21 protein-coding genes are annotated in these 20816 nt (G+C 38.8%); 17 read left to right on the top strand and 4 right to left on the bottom strand.

Translation table 11 applies throughout. The annotated features are described in order from the left end of the window. The first annotated feature begins 180 nt into the window (after window positions 1-180). From J2S08_RS02590 to J2S08_RS02530, 13 genes are all read left to right on the top strand, one after another. A complete protein-coding gene (locus J2S08_RS02590; protein ID WP_307226588.1) occupies window positions 181-1998 on the top strand; it encodes a BglG family transcription antiterminator in 1818 nt (605 codons plus the stop codon). Window positions 1999-2016: 18 nt separating this feature from the next. Then, window positions 2017-3132: an amidohydrolase/deacetylase family metallohydrolase gene (locus J2S08_RS02585; protein WP_307226374.1), complete on the top strand. Its 1116-nt coding sequence runs from the start codon at window positions 2017-2019 to the stop codon at window positions 3130-3132. After that, complete coding sequence (locus J2S08_RS02580; RefSeq protein WP_307226373.1) at window positions 3129-3476, top strand: hypothetical protein; 348 nt, start codon at window positions 3129-3131, stop codon at window positions 3474-3476. Before J2S08_RS02585 ends, J2S08_RS02580 begins: the two co-directional genes overlap by 4 nt. 13 nt (window positions 3477-3489) lie before the next feature. Beyond that, entirely contained in the window at window positions 3490-3852 is a 363-nt protein-coding gene (locus tag J2S08_RS02575; RefSeq protein ID WP_307226371.1) for an SFCGS family glycine-rich protein, read from the top strand. Between the two features lie 5 nt (window positions 3853-3857). Then, window positions 3858-4160 (top strand): DUF4312 family protein, encoded by a 303-nt coding sequence (locus J2S08_RS02570; protein ID WP_307226369.1) that lies wholly within the window; start codon window positions 3858-3860, stop codon window positions 4158-4160. Between the two features lie 162 nt (window positions 4161-4322). Then, on the top strand, window positions 4323-5108 hold the full coding sequence (locus tag J2S08_RS02565; protein ID WP_307226368.1) for a DUF4311 domain-containing protein: 786 nt from the start codon (window positions 4323-4325) through the stop codon (window positions 5106-5108). A gap of 1 nt (window position 5109) precedes the next feature. After that, the gene (locus J2S08_RS02560) at window positions 5110-5796 is read left to right on the top strand and encodes a DUF4310 family protein (protein ID WP_307226367.1); all 687 of its coding nucleotides are present in this window, start codon (window positions 5110-5112) and stop codon (window positions 5794-5796) included. Between the two features lie 6 nt (window positions 5797-5802). Beyond that, complete coding sequence (locus tag J2S08_RS02555) at window positions 5803-6909, top strand: DgaE family pyridoxal phosphate-dependent ammonia lyase (RefSeq protein WP_307226366.1); 1107 nt, start codon at window positions 5803-5805, stop codon at window positions 6907-6909. A 4-nt stretch (window positions 6910-6913) separates the two neighbouring features. Then, window positions 6914-7636, top strand: a complete 723-nt coding sequence (locus J2S08_RS02550) for a KDGP aldolase (RefSeq protein WP_307226365.1) — start codon at window positions 6914-6916, stop codon at window positions 7634-7636. Window positions 7637-7821: 185 nt separating this feature from the next. Continuing rightward, the gene (locus tag J2S08_RS02545; protein ID WP_307226362.1) at window positions 7822-8274 is read left to right on the top strand and encodes an ASCH domain-containing protein; all 453 of its coding nucleotides are present in this window, start codon (window positions 7822-7824) and stop codon (window positions 8272-8274) included. 44 nt (window positions 8275-8318) lie between these two features. Further along, window positions 8319-8552, top strand: coding sequence for a hypothetical protein (locus J2S08_RS02540; RefSeq protein WP_307226361.1), 234 nt, complete (start codon window positions 8319-8321; stop codon window positions 8550-8552). A 73-nt stretch (window positions 8553-8625) separates the two neighbouring features. Then, window positions 8626-9084 (top strand): 2-thiouracil desulfurase family protein, encoded by a 459-nt coding sequence (locus J2S08_RS02535; protein ID WP_307226359.1) that lies wholly within the window; start codon window positions 8626-8628, stop codon window positions 9082-9084. A gap of 287 nt (window positions 9085-9371) precedes the next feature. After that, a complete protein-coding gene (locus tag J2S08_RS02530; RefSeq protein ID WP_307226357.1) occupies window positions 9372-10886 on the top strand; it encodes an alpha-amylase family glycosyl hydrolase in 1515 nt (504 codons plus the stop codon). Between the two features lie 134 nt (window positions 10887-11020). Here J2S08_RS02530 and J2S08_RS02525 read toward each other — a convergent pair whose 3' ends face one another. From J2S08_RS02525 to J2S08_RS02515, 3 genes are all read right to left on the bottom strand, one after another. After that, a complete protein-coding gene (locus tag J2S08_RS02525) occupies window positions 11021-11878 on the bottom strand; it encodes an SDR family oxidoreductase (protein ID WP_307226355.1) in 858 nt (285 codons plus the stop codon). Window positions 11879-12362: 484 nt separating this feature from the next. Further along, window positions 12363-13334, bottom strand: a complete 972-nt coding sequence (locus tag J2S08_RS02520; RefSeq protein WP_307226353.1) for an RpnC/YadD family protein — start codon at window positions 13332-13334, stop codon at window positions 12363-12365. A 340-nt stretch (window positions 13335-13674) separates the two neighbouring features. Continuing rightward, window positions 13675-14166 (bottom strand): YajQ family cyclic di-GMP-binding protein, encoded by a 492-nt coding sequence (locus J2S08_RS02515; RefSeq protein ID WP_307226351.1) that lies wholly within the window; start codon window positions 14164-14166, stop codon window positions 13675-13677. A gap of 508 nt (window positions 14167-14674) precedes the next feature. Between J2S08_RS02515 and J2S08_RS02510 the strand changes: the two genes are divergently transcribed. The 4 genes from J2S08_RS02510 to cydC are packed head-to-tail and all read left to right on the top strand — an operon-like array spanning window position 14675 to window position 20553. Next, on the top strand, window positions 14675-16084 hold the full coding sequence (locus tag J2S08_RS02510) for a cytochrome ubiquinol oxidase subunit I (RefSeq protein ID WP_307226350.1): 1410 nt from the start codon (window positions 14675-14677) through the stop codon (window positions 16082-16084). Further along, the gene (gene cydB, locus J2S08_RS02505) at window positions 16068-17084 is read left to right on the top strand and encodes a cytochrome d ubiquinol oxidase subunit II (protein ID WP_307226348.1); all 1017 of its coding nucleotides are present in this window, start codon (window positions 16068-16070) and stop codon (window positions 17082-17084) included. Before J2S08_RS02510 ends, cydB begins: the two co-directional genes overlap by 17 nt. Next, window positions 17084-18814: a thiol reductant ABC exporter subunit CydD gene (gene cydD, locus J2S08_RS02500; RefSeq protein ID WP_307226346.1), complete on the top strand. Its 1731-nt coding sequence runs from the start codon at window positions 17084-17086 to the stop codon at window positions 18812-18814. The genes cydB and cydD overlap by 1 nt, the downstream gene beginning before the upstream one ends. Then, window positions 18811-20553 carry a thiol reductant ABC exporter subunit CydC gene (gene cydC, locus J2S08_RS02495; RefSeq protein WP_307226344.1) on the top strand — a complete coding sequence of 581 codons (1743 nt, stop codon included), beginning with the start codon at window positions 18811-18813 and terminating at the stop codon, window positions 20551-20553. The genes cydD and cydC overlap by 4 nt, the downstream gene beginning before the upstream one ends. Before the next feature lie 7 nt (window positions 20554-20560). Here the strand turns inward: cydC and J2S08_RS02490 are convergent, their stop codons facing one another. Then, complete coding sequence (locus J2S08_RS02490) at window positions 20561-20749, bottom strand: hypothetical protein (RefSeq protein WP_307226343.1); 189 nt, start codon at window positions 20747-20749, stop codon at window positions 20561-20563. Window positions 20750-20816 lie beyond the last annotated feature (67 nt).

The following is a 20816-nucleotide window of genomic DNA, read 5'->3' as shown; positions in this document are numbered from 1 at the left end:
AAGATATAGGCAAGTTCAAAAAGAAAAATAAGTGAGCAGATGATACGAAAGACGTTTCGAAACGCTTGAAAAAAAAGGATGATTTCAACATATTCAGTAAAAGTAAGACTTTTTGAGCGGCCTGTGTCAGTCAAAAAATGAGCGAACTACAAGCAGCGTGGTGAATGTACATTGTTGACGATGAGAGAAAATTTAATCGTGTCAAAATTAATCGAAGCGAGAAAAACAATTCGAATTAAAGATTTATCTAAAGAGTTGGAGGTTAGTACAAGAACGATTAAATATGATTTAGAAAATATTCGAAAATGGCTTGAGCAGTTTAGCATTGAGATCTATGCACAGCCGAACAAAGGGCTGTGGCTGGAATGCAGCGAAAATGAAAAGCTGCAGCTTTATCGAGCAATGATCGAAAATAAAAATGAATCATTCTATGTCGACCAGCATGCTCGTTTAGAAAGAATTTTATATATGTTTTTTGTAAAAGAGGGTTATATCACAGCTTCGCAATTAGCAGATCAAATTCAGGTAAGCCGCAACACCATTATTAATGATTTAAAAGCCTTTGAGGAATTTATTCAGCCTTGGATGCTGCACTTAGAACGAAAACAGCGAAAAGGGTATCGTATAGTTGGCAAGGAAATCCACCTGCGCTTGTTGACAGAACATATCATACGCGAAAATGTAAGCGACTATGATATGTATCATATTTTCACTACCATTCAGACAGGGAAAATAGATGAGCTGTCATTAAATTTAGACGACACAATCCTTGCTGCATGTAAAAATGTCATGAAACAATCGAGAGAAATTCTTCTGGAAGCAAAGGGAGAAAGCATTTCTCATGTTGAAATCTTGTCCATATTTATTCGCCTTACCATTATGTTAGTTAGAATGGATTGCGGTTGTACGATCGGAAGCTATCGCTTGTTCCAATCGGATGATAAATCTTCATCGTTTCTTGAAAAATTGATGGCAAGAGTTTGTACAGAATATCAAGTGCCGATGTTAGAAGATGAATTTCATTATGTACACCGAAATTTTTTACTTGATCAAAAGCTTGATTTGGTTAAAATTACGAATCAAATTATTCATTATGTAAGCAAGAAAGAAGATGTGCCTTATGTACAAGATGTTAAACTGTATGGCAACTTGCTAGCGCATTTATCACTGCGCTTTGAAAAAAGCACAACCTATTTAACGGAAATCAACCCTTTTAAGGAAGAAATTAAAAACAGTCATTTTTCCTTGTTTTCACATATTAGGGATGCCTGTTTGAAGTACATAGGCCCTTACACGAGTATTGTCCACGATTCGTTCATTTCCTTTATTACACTGCATTTTCTAGTATCATATGAAAATGTTTTTAAGAAGAAACCGTGTGTAACTGCTCTGTATGTCTGCTCAACTGGACGCGGTGTTGCCAGGTTAATTAAGAATCGTGTGGAAAGGGAAATTAAACAAATCGAAATTGCTGCATATTGCTCGATGTTGGAAGTAGAGGAAAGAATGAAGGAACAAGATATTGACTTAATTATTAGTGTATTTCCTTTAAAAGCAAATGTTCCAGTCATTATTGTTGATTCCGTTCCAAGTGAAGAAAATATACGCGCTATTCGGGAGGCTGTGTACGAAATCATTCAAGAAACGGCCGATACTTCTACAGCATTTTTACAACAAAGCAATCAAGCATTTGAGGAAGAAAAAAACAATGAAGAGATCAGTCAGGAAATCATTCTCAAAGGTTTTGAAATTGCACATGAGATAATGGATACTTTCGGTTCACAGCTTCATCCCGACAGAAAAGAAGGCTTTATGATTCATCTCTTTTTAATGGTGCACCGATTTTATTTTAACAAACAGTACGATCATTTTATGATCCGTTCAAAAGAGAAGCATCAAACAGAACAATTATTAGAACAGCTCGACACTGTCTTGAAAAAATATCATGTATCAGTTAATAAAACAGAGCTTATTTCATTAAGCCAATATTTTAAATAATGAGGTGGTGAAGGAAAGATGCAAGAAGCAGTCGTCATTAAAAATGGATTAGTCATCGATCCAGAAACAATGCAAATAGAGAAAAAAGATCTTTTTATGAAAGACGGCAAATTTGCCAACTCTCCTCACGAGAAGGATGTAAAACAAACGGAAATTGATGCAGCAGGCTGTTTTGTCGCACCTGGCTTTATTGATATGCATGTCCATGTTTTTCAAGATAAAACACCGCTTGGAATTAACCCCGACCTTGTCGGCATTAAGCAAGGCGTCACAACCATTGTTGATGCTGGAAGTGCTGGAATCGAAGATTTTCCGATATTTAAAGAAAAAACAGCGAAAAGTGCAACAGAAGTGCTTGCTTTTTTGAATATTTCAAAGCATGGGCTTTGCAATGGGTTATCGGAGCTAGACAGTATGGACAAGCTCGTTCAACTGAATGACCTGCAGACATGTATATTGAAAGAAAGCACGATTGTCGGTTTAAAAGCACGAATGAGTCATTCTGTCGTGAAAAATAGTGGAATAAAACCTTTAAAACATGCACGAAAGCTTGCAGATGCAGTCGATTTGCCGATTATGGTTCATATTGGCAATGCGCCGCCTCCATTAGTCGAGATTTTACCACTTTTAAAGCAAGGTGATATTGTGACCCACGCCTTTCATGGAAAAAAAGGCGGGATATTAGACGAAAAAGGCACACTGATTCCTGAAGCAAGGGAAGCGCTGAATGCTGGTGTTCTATTCGATGTTGGCCATGGTACTTCTAGTTTTTCTTATGAAGTAATGAAGCTGTACAAACAGCAATACGATTATCCATTTACGATTAGCACCGATATTTATTTAGCAAACTATGACAACCCTGTCGGTAGTTTAATGACAACGATGTCTAAGTTGCTAGCGCTCGGATTTCCTTTGGAAGAGCTAGTCGCAGCTGTGACGAGTAAACCTGCACAAGCACTATCATTAAAAGAGCAAGGTACTTTTCAAACTGGAACGAGAGCAGATGTCACGATTTTCTCCATCAAGGAAGGAGAAACAAGTTTGACAGATTCAGAGGGACAACAAATGATTGTAGACAAATTATTGACACCTTGTTATACGTTAAGGGAAGGAAAGGTTGTTTTTAAAAAATGACAGATGGAAACATAACAGCAGAAATGAGGCAATTATTTCAAAAAAGTGGTGACGAAGCGCTTTGTGAACAGGTGTATCTTTTATCAAAGCAGCTATGCCAACAAGAAAATATTATCATGACAGATTATCAACAGTTATCATTGATTTCTCATCTGTCGGCAATGGTGCATCGTTCGATCACAAAAGAAAAAGTAACTGCGGTTGATAAAGCAATATTTACAGATGTTTCAGAAAATTCAATCAAATTATCGAAGAAAATTACAGATTTTTTGCCTAACTTAATAGCAGATGAAATTTATTTGTTATCTATTCATTTTGAAGTAGCAAGACAAAATAAGGGATAAAGGAGATAAAAAAATGAGTGAAAAATTGGTAGTTGTTATTGGAGATCGTTTAGGCAAGGGGCAAAACGTTGGGAAAGGAGTGGAAGCGGCAGGTGGTCAAGCAGTTGTCATTAGTGGCTTTGGCGCCGATATGAAGCTAGGGGACGAGATGCAGAAACATCAAGCAGCTTTAGGAATTTCCTTTTGCGGCAGCGGAGGAGCAGGAGCGATTACAGCCCAATCTAAATATGGCTATCAAGCACGTTATGGCATGCGTTCGATTGAAGAGGGAATAACGGCTATTCAAGAAGGCTATCAAGTGCTAGGGTTTGGGTTTCTGGATAGTGAGGAATTAGGAAAACGGCTTACAGAAGAATTGATGAAATTAAAAGGATAATCGACATGCAGAAAAAGCAGCATTACAAAGTCGAGGTTACAGGAACCGGAAAAACGAAAGAGCAGGCAGTTGCCAGTGCTTTAGGTAAAATTCAAAAAAAGGTAACAGAACAATTAAAAGGGATGATCATTCGAATTGAACCACTTCATGTAGAGATAGTAGAGGCAATAGAGAAAGAAGAGATAGAACGATTTTTATTACTCTTTTTCCCAAGAAAGAAAAGTACGTTCACAGTAACGATGCATGTAGAGGTTCAGGTGACAATCCTTCAACTAGAAGAAATTCATTTTACAAAGCATAAAAAGTGAATCAAAAAGTCCAGTCAAAGAATGTCGGACGCTCATACAACGTCTGAAAAAATAGCAGCTCTGCACCAATACTACAATCGCCATTTTTTCAGCCGTTCCTATCTTGCTTGTGTCTGATTTAATGGCTTTTTGTACGCACTTAAAGGGAGGTAAAAAAACGACATGGCATTTGTGGAAATTCTCGTTAAGTCCGTCATTATTGGCGGGTTAGTAGGTTTTGGTGTTGGAGCAGGTGCTGCACGAATGTTTCATGCGCCTAAAGTCCAAGGTATGGGGGCTTTTCGAACGTTAGGAGAGCTAAATGCTTGTGCAGGCGACGCTGTTTCACACTTTTCATTTGGATTGGGTTTCTTTTTTAACGCTTGGGCATCATCAGTAGGTGCTGGAGCATTTACACAAGATGTAGATCACCGGATTATTCCGAATTGGGCGGCAGCTGTTTTAATGCGAAAAGGAAAGAGCCCAGAAGAGACATTGCATGATTCGAAAAAAATGGCTATTTCTGGGGCAATTATTGGTATGATTGTTGTTGCTTTTCTTAATACAACGGCATCAGCGATTCCCGAATCATTACAAGCAATTGCGATTGAAGTACTAGTTCCAGCAGCAAATTGGTTAATTAATCCTGTTATGCCGGTTATTTTCTGGCTAGCTGCATTAGATGCTGGCAAACGCTCTGGGATGTGGGGAACGATTTTTGGCGGTCTTGCTCATTTAATAATGGGTAATGCTGTACCAGGTGTTGTACTAGGAATTTTGATTGGTAAAGGTGTTGACGATGGCGGGTGGAATAAAGTAACAAGATCATTGCTTATCTCTGTTATTATTCTCTTTATTTTAAGTGGATTTTTCCGCGAATTCGATTTGCAATTAATAGAAAGCTTTCATATGAATCCACCTAACTGGTTAAGAGAATTTCACCAATTATTAAAAGGAGGAGGCAGCTAATATGGATGCACAAATGACTGAAAAAACAGTGACAGGAGAGAAACAGCTGTCAAGAAACTTTTGGTATGCGGACTGGTCTTTTCCAATTTTTGTCGCTCTTCTTTCCGCTGGGATTTTTGCTGGGACTCATATGTATTATGTCTATCATATTGGTGCTTTTAATGATGTTGCAATTGTTGCGATGCTTGAAGCCGGAATTCAAGGCGGAGGCTATGGCGCAGCGGCGGCTTTTGGTGCAAGTTTTTTATTTGCACGAGTACTAGAAGGCTCACTCGTTGGAATTCTTGATATTGGCGGAGCTTTGCAAACGGGTATTGGGATTGGTGTTCCAGCGCTGTTATTAGGAGCAGGAATAGTAGCGCCAATAGAAAACTTTACCTTATCACTGCTTACAGGTGCGCTTTTAGGCTTAATGATCGGCTATGCTGTTATCGGCATTAAGAAGTTCACAGTAGGGCAAGCAAATTCAACCTTTGGGGCAGATGTCATGATGGGAGCGGGCAATACCTCTGGCCGTTTTCTAGGTCCTTTGATTGTCATTTCAGCAGTTAGTGCCTCCATTCCTGTTGGACTAGGTTCGATTGCTGGAGCTGCTATTTTCTATATGTGGAATAAACCTGTAGCTGGCGGTGCTATTTTAGGCGCAATGATTTTAGGCGCATTTTTCCCCATTACAATTGGAGGATGATAAAAGATGACTAGTTGTTTTGAAGTATTTGGTCTAAAAAAAGTAATCAATGCGAGTGGGAAGATGACAGCTTTAGGAGCATCCTCAGTAAGTGAGGAAGTTGCATTTGCACTCAAAGAGGCTGCTCAAGGGTATGTTGAAATGGATGAATTAATCAAATTTGCGGGAACAATCATCGCTTCTCGTACTGGCGCTGAAGATGGCTGTCCAACAGCTAGTGCATCTGCTGGCATCGCAATAGCCACTGCAGCAACAATTACGGGAACGAACCTTAGCTTGATAGAAAGAATGCCTCAGTCAGCAGGATTAAAGAATGAAGTCATTATCCAAAAGGGGCAGCTTGTCCACTACGGAGCAAACATTGGACAAATGATCCGGCTCGGTGGCGGCAAAGTGATGGAAGTAGGAGCTGCAAACAAAGTAGAGAAGGAACATATTGAAGATACGATCACAGATCAAACGGCCGCATTGTTTTATGTGAAGTCTCACCATGCCGTTCAAAAAGGCATGCAGCCTATCGATGTCATGGTTGATCTCGCTGCCAAGTATCATATTCCGTTGATCATTGATGCTGCTGCAGAGCAGGATTTTCAACATTATATTAAGATGGGGGCGGATATCGTCGTTTACAGTGGAGCAAAGGCATTAGCAGGTCCGACCTCGGGTTTTCTTTGTGGAAAAAGGAACTGGATGGCCGCCTGTCGAGCGCAATACAAAGGAATTGGAAGGGCAATGAAAGTAGGGAAGGAATCAGTGGCAGGACTAATTGCTGCTCTGCAACAGCAAACCTCCCATGAAAAAACGCTTGAGGAACAACGTGAACAGATGTCTGTAATGTGCGAAGCACTTAATAAGCTTACTGGCCTTGCATGTTCATTACACATGGACGAGGCAGGGCGAACTATTTGCCGGGCGCAAATAAAAGTACAAGAAGAAGCAGGAATAACCGCAGCACAACTCCAAGAGAAGTTAGAAAAAGGAAATCCCGCTATTTATTTGCGGCATCATTATGCAAATGTAGGCTTGCTGTATGTTGATCCACGCCCTTTATTGCCTGGTGATGAAGCAATCATTGTGAAAGAGATCACAAAAATATTACAGGAAGGGAAGTAGCGACATGAAATTGACACAAAAGGTTATCTTTAATGTATTAGCAAAAGACCTTAACAATGCAAAAGACATTGTCCAAATAGCTGGAGATCGTGTGTTAATTGGTCTATTGGTAAAAAATTATGCAAATGAAAAAGAAGCAGTCAAGGACGTTCAGCTTTATAAAGAGGCAGGCATACCTGTTTCAATTGGTTTAGGAGCGGGCGACCCAGCTCAATGGAAGAAAGTAGCCGATGTCGCTGCCGATGCTCATCCAGATCATATTAACCAAGTATTTCCTGCTGCTGGTTATACGTTGGGGAGAATGGTTTCTCTCAAGGCGGCTCCGATTGTCAATGCGCTAGTAGAGCCTTCTGGTGAGGTTGGCTATGTATATATTGGTACAGGACCAAATAGTGCTCACAAAAAAGAAAAAGTCTCTTGTGAGCTGGCGGCTACGATGCTTGCTGAAATCGGTGTTCCGTCGGTAAAATTTTATCCGATAGGTGGGGATAGCTGTCTTGATGAGGTTGCTGCTATGGTGAAAGCAACTGTGGAAGCAGGATTAGAGATCTTTGAACCAACTGGCGGCATTACAGTCAATAATGTGAAAAAGATTGTTGATTGCTGTTTAGAAAATGGTGCAAAACAAGTGATCCCTCATCTTTACACATCTATTATTGACGAGGAATCTGGTGAAACAAGTTTAGAAAACATCCAACAACTATTGGATTTTGGATATGAAGAATAATAGATTTTAATCTATTAAATGCTGCAGGATTTGCCACTATTCTTACCGAAATGTAAGAATGGTGGCATTTTTTTAGAATAAGACGGAATAAAAAAAATGAAGGGATTCTAAATAGGTCAATAGAATCGTGTATCATATAACTATTTTATAAGTAATAGTAATACCTACTTAGGAGGAACTATTCGTTGAATCTTTTTAAACAAATATCACTTTTCGATCGTAGTAAAGAACCTGCTCTTATCGAAAGAGCACTTATTGTACGTGAACCATGGGCAAGTAAAATTGTATCAGGTAAAAAAATATTGGAAATAAGAGGTTCAAATACGAATATTCGTGAACCAATTGGGATTATCGCAGGTGGAACTGGAAAAATAATTGGTGTCTGTGAGTTAGTTGGAGTTAGAGGTCCACTTTCATTGGAGGAATATATTGAAACGTATTCTTTAGGAGGGGGTGTTGACCCGCAATATTTAAATAGGACACAAACCTTACCATATAAACAAACCTTTGCTTGGGAACTAAAAAATCCGCAAAGGTTAAGTGAACCTATCCGTTATGAACATCCGAACGGAGCAGTTATTTGGGTGAAATTAAAAAAAAATACACAAGAGGCTCTACATAAAGCTTTGTCAAAATAATCAATAATGGTGTATCTGTACATTCGAGATAACTGAGTAGCAAAATGAGTGAAAAAAAGCAGGTTCAATCATATATGGGAAAAGGGACTAGCTGGAATATCCATCATTATCTTATTTATAAGGAGCCGGTGATTGGATTCTCAATAAAAAGCAGCAACAGCGGAAAAAATGATTCTAATACATTATTGTCTATCTTCGAATTGTATACATGCCAAGCTTCTGGTAAAGTAAAACGAGAAAAAAATATTGACGATAGACCTATATTTATGCCATGCTAACCTTTATTAATAACAAAAATATTCGATTTACCTTAATGATTTTTGGAAAAATTGTGATAAGGGATGAATGGAAATGATCATCGTTAGCTCTTGTTTAGCAGGTAAAGAATGCCGTTATAATGGCACCCATAGTTTAGTAAAAAAAATCCAACAATTAGTGAATGAAAAAAAAGCAATGATGGTATGTCCGGAGTTGCTTGGCGGCTTTTCTACGCCACGTGAACCTGCAGAAATTATTGGTGGCACCGGGAAAGATGTTTTAGATGGGAAGGCGTCCATTATCGCAAAATCTGGAAAAGACGTTACAGAACAATATCTAGCAGGTGCATACAAAACATTGGATTTTGCAAAGAAAGTAAAAGCTACTTACATTGTTTTAAAAGAGTATAGTCCTTCCTGTGGAAGTCAATTGATCTATAATGGAAGTTTTACTCATACAAAAATAAATGGAGAGGGCGTAACAGCAGCATTATTAAGAAAAGAAGGTTTTAAGGTAATATCCGAAACAGAGTTTTTGGAAATGATGATATGACTTCTAAAATTTCATTTTATTGAAATAAACAAATCCAACGTGCAACTGTTTTAGGTATTGTGACATATTAATGAAGTTAAATTTAAAACGCTTAAAAAGGCTATCTCTCGTTTGACGACAAGAGGTGCAAAAGGATAATCTTAAAGGGCGTATGATTATTTTTTAGAGGGACGTTCAAAAGTTTTTGAGCATTGAAGGCGTTTCACATATATGAGGATAAACAATGCTTATTTTTTGGAACGATCAATTTCATTAATTTTTGAACTCGTTTTAGGGGGGGAACGGATATGTTGAGGAGAATGTTATTATCAATGTTGCTTCCGTTTCTTCTTTTTTATGCCCTTCCTGTAGGCGCTGTTGAAAAAGAAGAACGGACATGGCAAGATGAAATTATTTATTTATTGATGGTGGATCGTTTTCAAAACGGCGACTCAACCAATGATTTGGAAATCAATACTCAAGACCCGCTTGCTTATCAAGGCGGGGATTTTCAAGGCATTATCGATCAGCTTGATTATATACAAGATATGGGCTTTACAACCATTTGGCTAACGCCGGTTTTTTCAAATGAAGCTGGCGGCTATCATGGATATTGGATAGAAAATTTCTACGAAACGGAAGCCCACTTTGGAACAATTGACAAATTTAAGGAACTTGTGAAAGAAGCACATAAACGTGAAATGAAAGTAATGATTGATTTCGTTGCGAACTATGTCGGCCCTAACCATCCATGGGTAGCAGACGAAGCGAAAAAGGATTGGTTTCTTGAAGAGAAAGCCGAAGTAGAGCCTATGTGGTTTCAGGGATTGCCAAAGCTGAATCATGCCAATCCTGAAGTAAAGCAATATTTAATGGATGCCGCAGTATGGTGGATTACGGAAACGGATATTGACGGCTATCGTCTACATGCTGTAAATGAAGCACCGGTTGATTTTTGGAAGGATTTTTCTAAGGAAGTAAAGGCAGTCAAGGATAACTTTTTTTTGTTAGGACAAGTACGTTCAGATAATCCGCAAGATTACCTTCAATATGAGAAAGCCGGTATCGATGGATTTCTCGATTATCCGCTTCATCAACCGATACGAAAAGCTTTTGCTAAGCCAGATGCTTCCTTAGATGAGCTTTTTGCGATATTGGATAAAGGTCAGGAAATTTATCAACAACCGTCTTTCATGGGTGCTTTTTTTGATGATCATGAAATGAAGCGCTTCACGCGTGATATGGTGGAGAATAATGAATTTCCTGGTGGACGCTGGAAATTAGCTTTAAGCTTTTTGTATACAATACCTGAAATTCCGGTTGTCTATTATGGAACCGAGATTGCGATTGATGGGGGAGAAGCCCCAGACAATCAAAAAATGATGAATTTTCGAAGTGAAAAAGAGTTAGTAGACTATATTACGAGACTGGGAGAAGTGCGGAGCCAATATCCTGCTCTTACGAAAGGAAACCTGACCTTGTTAGAGAGCAAAAACGGTCTTGCAGTGTATAAACGCCAGTTTGAAGATGAAACAATAGTCATTGCGATTAACAATACGACTGAAGATCAAAAAGTGTCTTTAACAGCTGATCAATTAGAAAATGATAAAGAATTGCGAAGTTTGATTGGAACGGATATGTCCCGCAGTGAAAATGGCACCTATCAATTCGTTATTAAAAGAGAAAGCTCAGACATTTATAAACTGGAAAATAGATCGGGAATAAATTACTTTTTCGTTTTTTCGATCTTTGCAGTCTTTTTACTTTTCTCTTTGTTTATGTACGCAGCGTGGAAACGTGGAAAAAGAAGAACGACTTCTTAAAAAAGTGGCCGGAAAAGATACTGCATTTTAGGTACTTTTCTTTCATAAAATAGTGTTTCTATCTATTACTTTTATAAGCAGCAAGCCTCGTCAATTCAAAATTTTAGGGCTTGCTGCTTTTGAAATTCTCATCATTATCCGTTGACGATGCCGCCTCCATTCACGTGAAGCGTTTGGCCAGTTACATAGCTTGCATCTTCTGAAGCTAAATACACATATGCAGGGGCTACTTCAGCTGGCTGGCCAGCACGTTCCATTGGCTGTGTTTTTCCGAAGACTGCTACAGCTTCGGGAGTATTCGTTGTGGTAATGAGCGGTGTCCAAATTGGACCAGGAGCAACGCTATTCACACGAATTTCACGAGAAGCAAGCGAAAGCGCGAGTGAACGGGTAAAAGCTGCAATCGCCCCTTTGCTGGCTGAATAATCAATTAGTTTTGCATTCCCTTCATAAGCAGTAAGGGAAGATGTATTGATAATGCTGCTTCCTTTATGTAGATGAGGAAGAACTGCTTTTGCCATATAAAAGTAAGAGAAAAAATTTGTTTGAAAAGTTTTTTCTAATTGAGCAGAAGAAATATCTAAAATACTATCTTGAAGATGTTGGATACCAGCATTATTAACAAGAATATCTATTTTTCCATAATGATCCATCACTTTTTTGACAACTTCCTGACAGTGAGCTTCATTGCCTAAGTCGCCGGGAAGGAGCAAACATTTTCTTCCTTCTGCTTCAATTAGCTGCTTTGTTTTCTGCGCACTTGCACTCTCTTTAGAAAGATAGCAAATCGCAATATCTGCACCTTCTTTAGCAAAGTAAATGGAGACTGACTGGCCAATTCCGCTGTCACCACCAGTAATGATCGCAATCTTTCCATTTAATTTTCCGCTTCCTTTGTATGTAGACCGTACAGATTCTGGGGGCGGGTCCATTTGTGTTTCCATTACTAGGTTAGTTGTTTCCTCAATATTATCCTGCTGCTTTTGGTTCATCTTTCCACTCCTCAGGTGATATTTTTCTATCATTAGTATAGCATCATTTAATGGATAAACTAATGATAGGAAAATAAATATAAAATGGGTTTATGTGTGCCGCCATAGATTGAGGTCCTAATTGTGAGGTAGTAATAGTTGGCTTAAGAGAAGGGGGAGGGGCTAAGGTGACTCTCTATTTACATAATAAGAAAAAGCTTACGAATAGACGCTGAAGAGCATCAATACGAATGCCAATCATTTAACGTTTTGTTGTCATATTAAAGATCTTCTTTAATCCAGACTCCAAAAAAGTAATAAAAGTTTGGTATCGATAATCCAACGCAAAAAGAAACGCTTTCATTCGTTTCCTTTTGCGTTTGCAGTTTGCCATAAAAATTCGAAATTGAGGCTTATTTCGAATTTTAATTTTTCTTAAATTGATGAATACACGATCTATGTTTCTGAAATCATTTCAAAAGAACTCCAGAACCCCTTATTTTGCTTAGTCTTCTAGCTCCTTTTGCAATAACATGATCTTTTCTTTCGACAAACCTGTACATTCGATGATGTTTTCAATCTCCATCTTTTTTTGTAGCATCCTCTTCGCTACTTCTTTAATCCCATCCACTTTCCCTTTTTTAACTCCTTCCTCACGTTTCATTGCAATATAGTCTTTTATCATTGGGCTTGGTTTCATTTTCATCGGCTGCATAAGTGTGGATACCTCCTTATCGATTAGTGGATTCAATTGTGTTTGAAGCTTCTCTTTCAATTCTAATGGGATGTAAAGCAAATAGTCAATGAAGGAAAAGAGTGTGTTGAGGTAGCTGCGCTTGTTTTGACGAAGAATGTGCTTATCTTGAAGTACGAGTGTGAGGAGTTTGCGTTTAAATTGATAGCGGATGTCCATGTCCTTTTTCGTTTGTAGTGCATACTTGCCAGCTAAGATTGCATAAGCAAAACGGTTATTCATTTGAAGAAGCTTTGTTTCGTCTTGATCGAGGATTTTATAGGTATTGAATTGATACTTAAGTCGAGTGCCGTGGAAATTGTAGTGATATGCTGTAGGATGAAACGAACGGTTGCCATCTGTTAAAAGAGCTAGGGCTACAATTTTCTGTTCATACTTATCAAAGGTGCGGTAAAAATATTGAAACATGCGTAAGCCAAAATGGTCGTCTTGTGATTGCTGGATTTCAACGTGAATGAGAATCCATTGATCTTTGCCGTTTCTCAGCCTTACTTTCATTAGCTTATCCATATGGCGAGTCCCTTTTTTATCGTGTTTCGGAAACAGCTTTAAAAGCTCCTGCTCCAGTGCTTTCGGTTCATAACGCCAGTCGATCTTCTGTGCTAAATTTGGAGCAAACAAATACATAAAGTCCTCGAACAGTTCGGTAATCACCGTCTTCCATAGATAATCATAATCGATTACATACTTTTTCTTTTTCTCTTGTACGAGCATGATGAACATGCAGTTACCACTTCCTTTTCTTTTTATAAGCCTCCAGTTACACTATTCGACATTATTACAGTTAATCCTTCTAAATGTTTATCTACTAAAAAAGGATACACTTCATACAAGAGTGTTTCCGAACGAAAAATACAAATCGTTATATCTATTAATTATATTTGCCATGGAATGTACGAAAAAAACTTGCCGCAAAATATGATGTTAATACTAATTAAATAAAAATAGCTATATGCAATACTAGCGTTTGTTTGTTTTTCAGTAAAAGTAATAACAAGGGGCTCGAGAAAGTTAGTAATCTGACTTTCTCGAGCCCCTTTTTCTTTATTCCTATAAATGAGTACTATCGGTAATTGACGAACTGTACTTCAATAGGAAGTTCTGCCCCACGAATGATGCTGATAATTTGTTGGAGATCGTCGCGGTTTTTTCCTGTAACTCGAATTTGATCCTCTTGGATTTGACTTTTTACTTTTAGCTTGCTGTTTTTGATCAGTATGTTAATTGTCTTTGCATTATCTTTGTCAATACCTTGGACAAGCGCTGCTTTTTGACGAACAGTGCCGCCGAATGCATTTTCTAATTTGCCGTAATGAATGTTTTTTACAGGGACAGCCCGTTTGATGAGTTTGCTAATGAGGACGTCCTTTAGCTGATTCATTTTAAATTCATCATCTGAAATCAGGATTAGTTCTTCCTTTTCAAGTTTAATATCGCTTTTACTTCCTTTAAAGTCATAGCGGTTCTGAATTTCCTTCATTGCAATATTAATTGCATTTCTTACTTCTTCTATATCGACTTTAGAAACAATATCAAAAGAATTCTCTTTAGACATAAAAACATTCTCCTCCTCATGAGCTTATTGTCTAGTTTACCAAACATTATAATCAAATCAACGTCTAGCGACAAGTTCAGTTCCGCCGCTGTAAATAAACAAAATAAGGCAGTGTCACTTCTCTAGTCATTTTAGTCGATTTCAAAAGTAAGCCCTTATAACCATGAAATGTAAATCTGATAATTGAAAATTACGAATAAATGTTTGTTTCAGCATATCTTCTATGTCAAAAATTCGCCACTTTTTAGCCATGAAATCGCCATTGATTAGTCAATGATTCGCCATTTAACTTTCATTTTAATTACTTTTTTAAGATATAAAATATAGGTAGGTGAGAAATAGAGCGAAATTCCCATTCTATATGACTACAAGTATATCAAACTACAGGGAATATTTATTCGTACGTGACAGGGATAAAGGGGACCTGTGTTCTTTTGCTATTGAGCAGCCAGAAAGATTTTTCACGTACTAGAAAAATAGCATCCTGAACGACAAAAGGAGGTTCAATATGGACACTTTAATTCTCGCACGTATTCAATTTGCATCAACGACGATTTTTCACTATATCTTCGTTCCGATGTCCATAGGGTTAGCATTTATTATTGCGATCATGGAAACACTCTATGTAATAAAAGGAAAAGAAATGTATAAGCAAATGGCGAAATTTTGGGGTAAATTGTTTTTGATTAACTTCGCTATTGGGGTTGTTACAGGTATTCTTCAGGAATTTCAATTTGGAATGAACTGGTCCACATATTCAAGATTTGTCGGTGATGTGTTTGGGCCATCGTTAGCCATCGAAGGGCTGCTTGCTTTCTTCATGGAATCGACATTTATCGGATTTTGGATATTTGGATGGGATCGTTTGTCAAAACGAGTACATTTGTTAAGCATCTGGCTTGTATCAATCGGTACAATTTTATCTGCATTTTGGATACTTACTGCTAATTCTTTTATGCAGTCGCCAGCTGGCTATGTGATCCAAAATGGACGGGCTGAAATGGTTGATTTCTTTGCATTGTTGAAAAACCCTAATTTATGGGTGCAGTTCCCGCATGTGTTGTTTTCTGCTTTTGCAACAGGTGCTTTTTTTGTAGCAGGTGTTAGTGCATGGAAAATGTTGAAACGAAGCGAGTATGAGCTCTTTAAACGTTCTTTTCAGATTTCAATCATGCTCGGAATGGTTTCAGGGTTGCTCGTTGCCATCTTTGGGCATCAACAAGCACAGCATTTGTTTGTTTCTCAGCCTATGAAATTAGCTGCGGCAGAAGCACTTTGGGAAACAAGTGAGGATCCTGCGCCATTTACTGTTTTTGCTAAAATAGATCCAGAGAACAAAGAAAACTCTGCCGAATTAAAAATTCCATATATGCTAAGTTTATTGACCTTTAATAAGTTTAGCGGGCAGGTAGAGGGAATCAATGATATACAAGCAGCATACGAAGCAAAGTATGGACCAGGAGATTATATACCGCCAGTACGAACTGTTTTTTGGAGCTTTAGAATAATGGTTGGTAGTGGAATGGCAATGATTCTTCTTGGCATGTACGGGCTTTATATGCAAATGAAAAGAAAACTGGAACAAAAGAAGCTATATTTGAAGCTGATGGTTTGGGGAATCGCCTTGCCGTTTATTGCTAATACTGCTGGATGGATCATGGCGGAAATGGGACGCCAGCCTTGGGTTGTATTTGGTTTAATGCAGACTGAGGATGCGGTATCTCCTACAGTTACTGCTGGACAATTATTATTTTCTTTAATTTCTTTTACAAGTCTCTATGTTATCGTTGGAGGAATTGGAGCGTATCTGTTTGTTAAAACTATCCGCAAAGGATCGACACCAACAAAACATGACACATCTGCGGCTCGTTCCAGTGATCCGTATGATAAGGAGGGATTACATGCTGTCACTAAATGAGTTATGGTTTATTTTAATCGCTGTCCTTTTTATCGGTTTTTTCTTCTTAGAGGGCTTTGATTTTGGTGTGGGGATTGTTGCAAGGTTTTTAGGAAAAGATGACCTAGAACGCCGGTTGATTATCAATACGATAGGCCCGTTTTGGGATGCAAACGAAGTATGGCTGATTACTGCTGGTGGTGCTATGTTTGCAGCATTTCCACATTGGTATGCTACTTTATTCAGCGGCTTTTATATTCCATTTGTCTTGATGCTTCTAGCGCTCATTGTCCGTGGTGTTGCCTTTGAGTTTAGAGGGAAGATGGAGCAAAAAGGCTGGAAAAAAACATGGGATTGGGCGATATTCTTTTCTAGTTTAGTACCCGCTCTTTTATGGGGTGTTGCAATGGCAAATATTGTGCGCGGTGTTGCAATTGATCAAGAGAAGGAGCTTATCGGAAGCTTTTTTGATCTATTAAATGTCTATGCGCTAGTTGGCGGCGTTGCAGCCATTGGGATTTTCGTATTGCATGGCCTCTTTTTTATCACTTTGCGGACAACTGGTGATTTGCAAGAACGAGCCCGCGATGCCGCGAAAAAAATTGGTGCGTTCGTTGCAATTGTATTCTTGATTCTTGGAATTATGACATACACAAGTACAGATATTTTCACCGTTCATGGAACTGGATGGCTCGCATTGCCGATTCTTGCCGGGGTCGCTTTCTTGTTAACAGGCATTGCTGCGAAGCAAAAACGGGATGGTTTAGCCTTTACGATGACTGGTGCAGTGATTATTCTATCTGCTGCTAGTGCGTTCATTGGCTTATTCCCAAGAGTGATGATCAGTTCACTGAATCCAGATTTTCATTTAACGATTTATAATGCAGCTTCTGGATCGTATACGTTAAAAGTGATGTCATATGTTTCTTTAACACTTTTGCCGTTCGTTATTGCCAGCCAATTGTGGAGCTATTACGTTTTCCGCAAACGCCTTAGTCATCCAAAGCAGCTGGAGTACTAATGAAAAATAAACAAAGAATTTCACAATATGATGGTATCAAACCGCTTTCTCTCATTTTGGGCTTGCTTACCGTATTACAAAGCATTTGTATTATTTTACAAGCGGTTTGGCTAGCTGAGGCCATTACAGCACTTTTTAATGGTATTCCGATTGAAAATGTAGCAAAAAGCATTACTTATTTTTTACTTGCTTTTCTTGCTCGCCATCTACTCACCATGATGCGTCAAAAGGTTGCTTATCGCTATGCCGAATCAATTGGAACAAAAACGAGAAAGCAGCTATTGGAGACATTGTTTCAATTAGGTCCTAGATTTACTAGAGCAGAAGGGACAGGGAAGCTCGTTACGTTAGCGATGGAAGGCATATCACAATTACGGACGTTTCTAGAGCTATTTATTCCGAAAATGATCACGACGATGGTTGTGCCTATCGCTATTCTCATCTATGTTTTTATGCAGGATATCATTTCAGGAATTATCTTAATGGTTACCGTTCCGATAGTAATTGTGTTTATGATTTTATTAGGAATGGCTGCTCGAAAACAAATGGATCAGCAATGGCATACGTATCGAGTGCTCTCGAATCATTTTGTTGATACACTTCGAGGATTGGAGACACTGAAATATTTAGGGCAAAGTAAAGCACATGAAGAAACGATTGCCCGAACGAGTGATTCTTATCGGTCTGCAACGGTTCGTACTTTAAGAGTGGCTTTTTTATCCTCGTTTGCGCTTGATTTTTTCACGAGCCTTTCGGTAGCTTTTGTAGCTGTTAGTCTCGGCCTGCGTCTTGTCGATGGAACGATGACATTAGGCCCAGCTTTGACAATCTTAATTTTAGCGCCTGAGTATTTTCTGCCAATAAGAGAGGTTGGTTCTGATTATCATGCGACATTGGATGGAAGAACTGCAGCTGAGAATATTCAATCGATAATGGGACAATTAAAAAACGCCTCAAGCACGGAAGATAATGAAGCATTGCAAATGGGGAAAATTGATTCGGTGGCATTTTCTCATATAAAAGTGAAGCATCAAGGTACAAATAAAAGTTCATTACAAGATATCTCTTTTGAAATAAACGGTCCATTGAAGGTTGGAATTGTTGGAGAGAGCGGTGCTGGAAAATCCACCTTGATAGATGTATTAGGGGGATTTCTCCAACCTTCCAGTGGCTCCCTTCGTATAAACAGCTGGGAAACAAGCTCCTTGCAGCGAGAAGGCTGGCATGAACAAATCACGTACATTCCTCAACAGCCTTATCTTTTTAATCAGACGCTGGCTGATAATGTACGTTTCTATGTACCTGACGCGAGCAGAGAAGAAGTGGAGCAAGCTATAAAGGCAGCTGGTCTTGAAAAGCTTGTTGAGAGTTTGCCGCACAGATATGATGAAGTAATTGGAAATGGTGGAAGGGTGTTAAGCGGCGGCCAAGAGCAGCGTGTTGCACTTGCTCGTGCATTCTTGAGCAAGCGGCCGATGATATTGCTAGATGAGCCAACTGCTCATTTAGATATTGAAACGGAATATGAATTAAAAACAACGATGCTCAAACTTTTTGCTGAGAAGTGGGTGTTTCTTGCCACCCATCGTCTCCACTGGATGCCTCACATGGACATGATACTTGTATTGGATAAAGGATGCTTAGCTGAGATCGGTACACATGACACACTTGTTAAGCAAAAAGGTGTCTACTATGAGCTTATTAGGTCACAAATGGAGGGAAGACGATGAAGCAAAAAGGATGGATTTTTCCCTATTTAAAACGTCATGCTTGGCGTTTATCATTAGCCGTAGCTCTAGGAGTGCTTGGTGTCCTTTCTTCAGCAATGCTTTTGTTTCTTTCTGGCTTTTTGATTTCAAAAGCAGCGCTTCGTCCAGAAAATATTATGCTTATCTATGTGCCGATCGTTGCTGTCCGAGCAACGAGTATTAGTCAAGCTGTTTCTCGCTATTTAGAGCGTCTCGTTGGTCATGACACAGTACTAAGAATTTTAGCGTCGATGCGGGTTCGTTTATATCGTATCTTAGAGCCTCAAGCCCTTTTTATTCGCTCACGTTTTCGAACCGGTGATATGCTAGGGGTGTTGGCAGATGATATCGAACATCTTCAAGATGTTTATTTGCGAACTGTATTCCCAGCGATCGTCTCTTTGTTTGTTTATGGACTGTTAATAATCGGATTAGGCGTATTTGATTGGATATTCGCACTCATGATGGCGCTCTATGTTGCTGTGATATTGTTTGCAGTTCCGCTTGTTTCTCTTATTGTAACCCGGAAAAAGCACCAACAAGCAAAGAAAGGCCGTCATCAGTTATATGAAAAGTTAACAGATGCCGTACTTGGCATTTATGATTGGCAAGTAAGCGGAAGAAAGCAGTCATTTATTGAAACATATGAAGTTGATGAGAGAAAACTTGTTGATATAGAACGGTCAGTTCACAATTGGGAGAGATGGCGGAATCTCCTTAATCAGCTCGTCATTGGAGGGATCGTTCTATCAATGATGATTTGGGCTGGCAATCAATCTAGCCAGCATGAAATAGCAGTTACGCTGATTGCGGCATTTATATTGGTCGTTTTTCCAGTAATGGATGCTTTCGTTCCGATCGCAATGGCCGTTGAAAAAATACCTAGATATCAAGATTCTTTAGAGAGAATAGAAAATATTGAGCAAATCGAGGAGAAAACTTCAGACAATCATCACTTTCCATTTGAGCAATCAGATTGGGAGCATGTGCATATCAAGCTGCAAGATGTGTCTTATCGATATGGAGAATCGGATCATTGGATATTAAAAAATGTTTCTCTGGAAATTCCACAAGGAAAAAAGGTCGCTGTCCTTGGACGCAGCGGAGCTGGCAAATCTACTTTAATAAAATTAATGCATGGTGCTTTGCTGCCAGAGCAAGGAACTGTCACAGCTAATGAGATTGAAACACATTTGCTCGATCGTGATATTTCCTCCGTTATTTCAGTCTTTAATCAACAGCCGCATCTGTTTGATACGACGATTGCTAATAATATCCGTTTAGGAAAACCTCAGGCAACGGATGAGGAGATTCGAGCTGCTGCTAAACAAGCGCAGTTGGATACACTTATTGAGTCATTGCCTAATGGCTATCATACTTCCATGCATGAAATGGGACAACGGTTTTCAGGCGGTGAAAGGCAAAGAATTGCCCTTGCGCGAATTTTGTTGCAGAACAATCCGATTGTGATATTAGATGAGCCGACAATAGGTTTAGATCCACGAACAGAAAATGCATTGTTGTCTACTATTTTTCAGACGCTTAATGGAAAGACACTGTTATGGGTTACCCACCATTTAACAGGTGTGGAGCAGATGGACGAAATACTATTTTTGGAAGACGGTAAAATTACGATGTCGGGAACGCATCCATATTTACTGAAAAACAATGCTCGGTATCAGCAACTATACGCACTTGATGCACCTTTCCATGAAATATAAAAATCGATCATTTTGCCGCCATGATCGGTTTTTGTTGGATATTAGGGCTGTCCGATAAGCCCTTAAAAGTAAAGCAGCTAAAGAAAAATAAAACATTTTTCTTAGCTGCTTTTTTAAATGGAAACATTTTTATGAAAGTAGCGAGGCAAAATTTGAGTATCATTGCTTCAAACAACTCATCCATTAATGCTTTCATTCGTACTCCACGGAATTCATTGATACGGAAATCCGGTTGTTGCACCTTTTAACTGCGAGAAAGTTAG

It is taken from the genome of Bacillus chungangensis, assembly GCF_030812995.1.
In the GTDB taxonomy this organism is placed as follows: Bacteria; Bacillota; Bacilli; order Bacillales; family Bacillaceae_C; genus Bacillus_CF; species Bacillus_CF chungangensis.
Note: the sequence above shows the minus strand (reverse complement) of the source record. Positions and strands in the feature narration are given on the sequence as shown.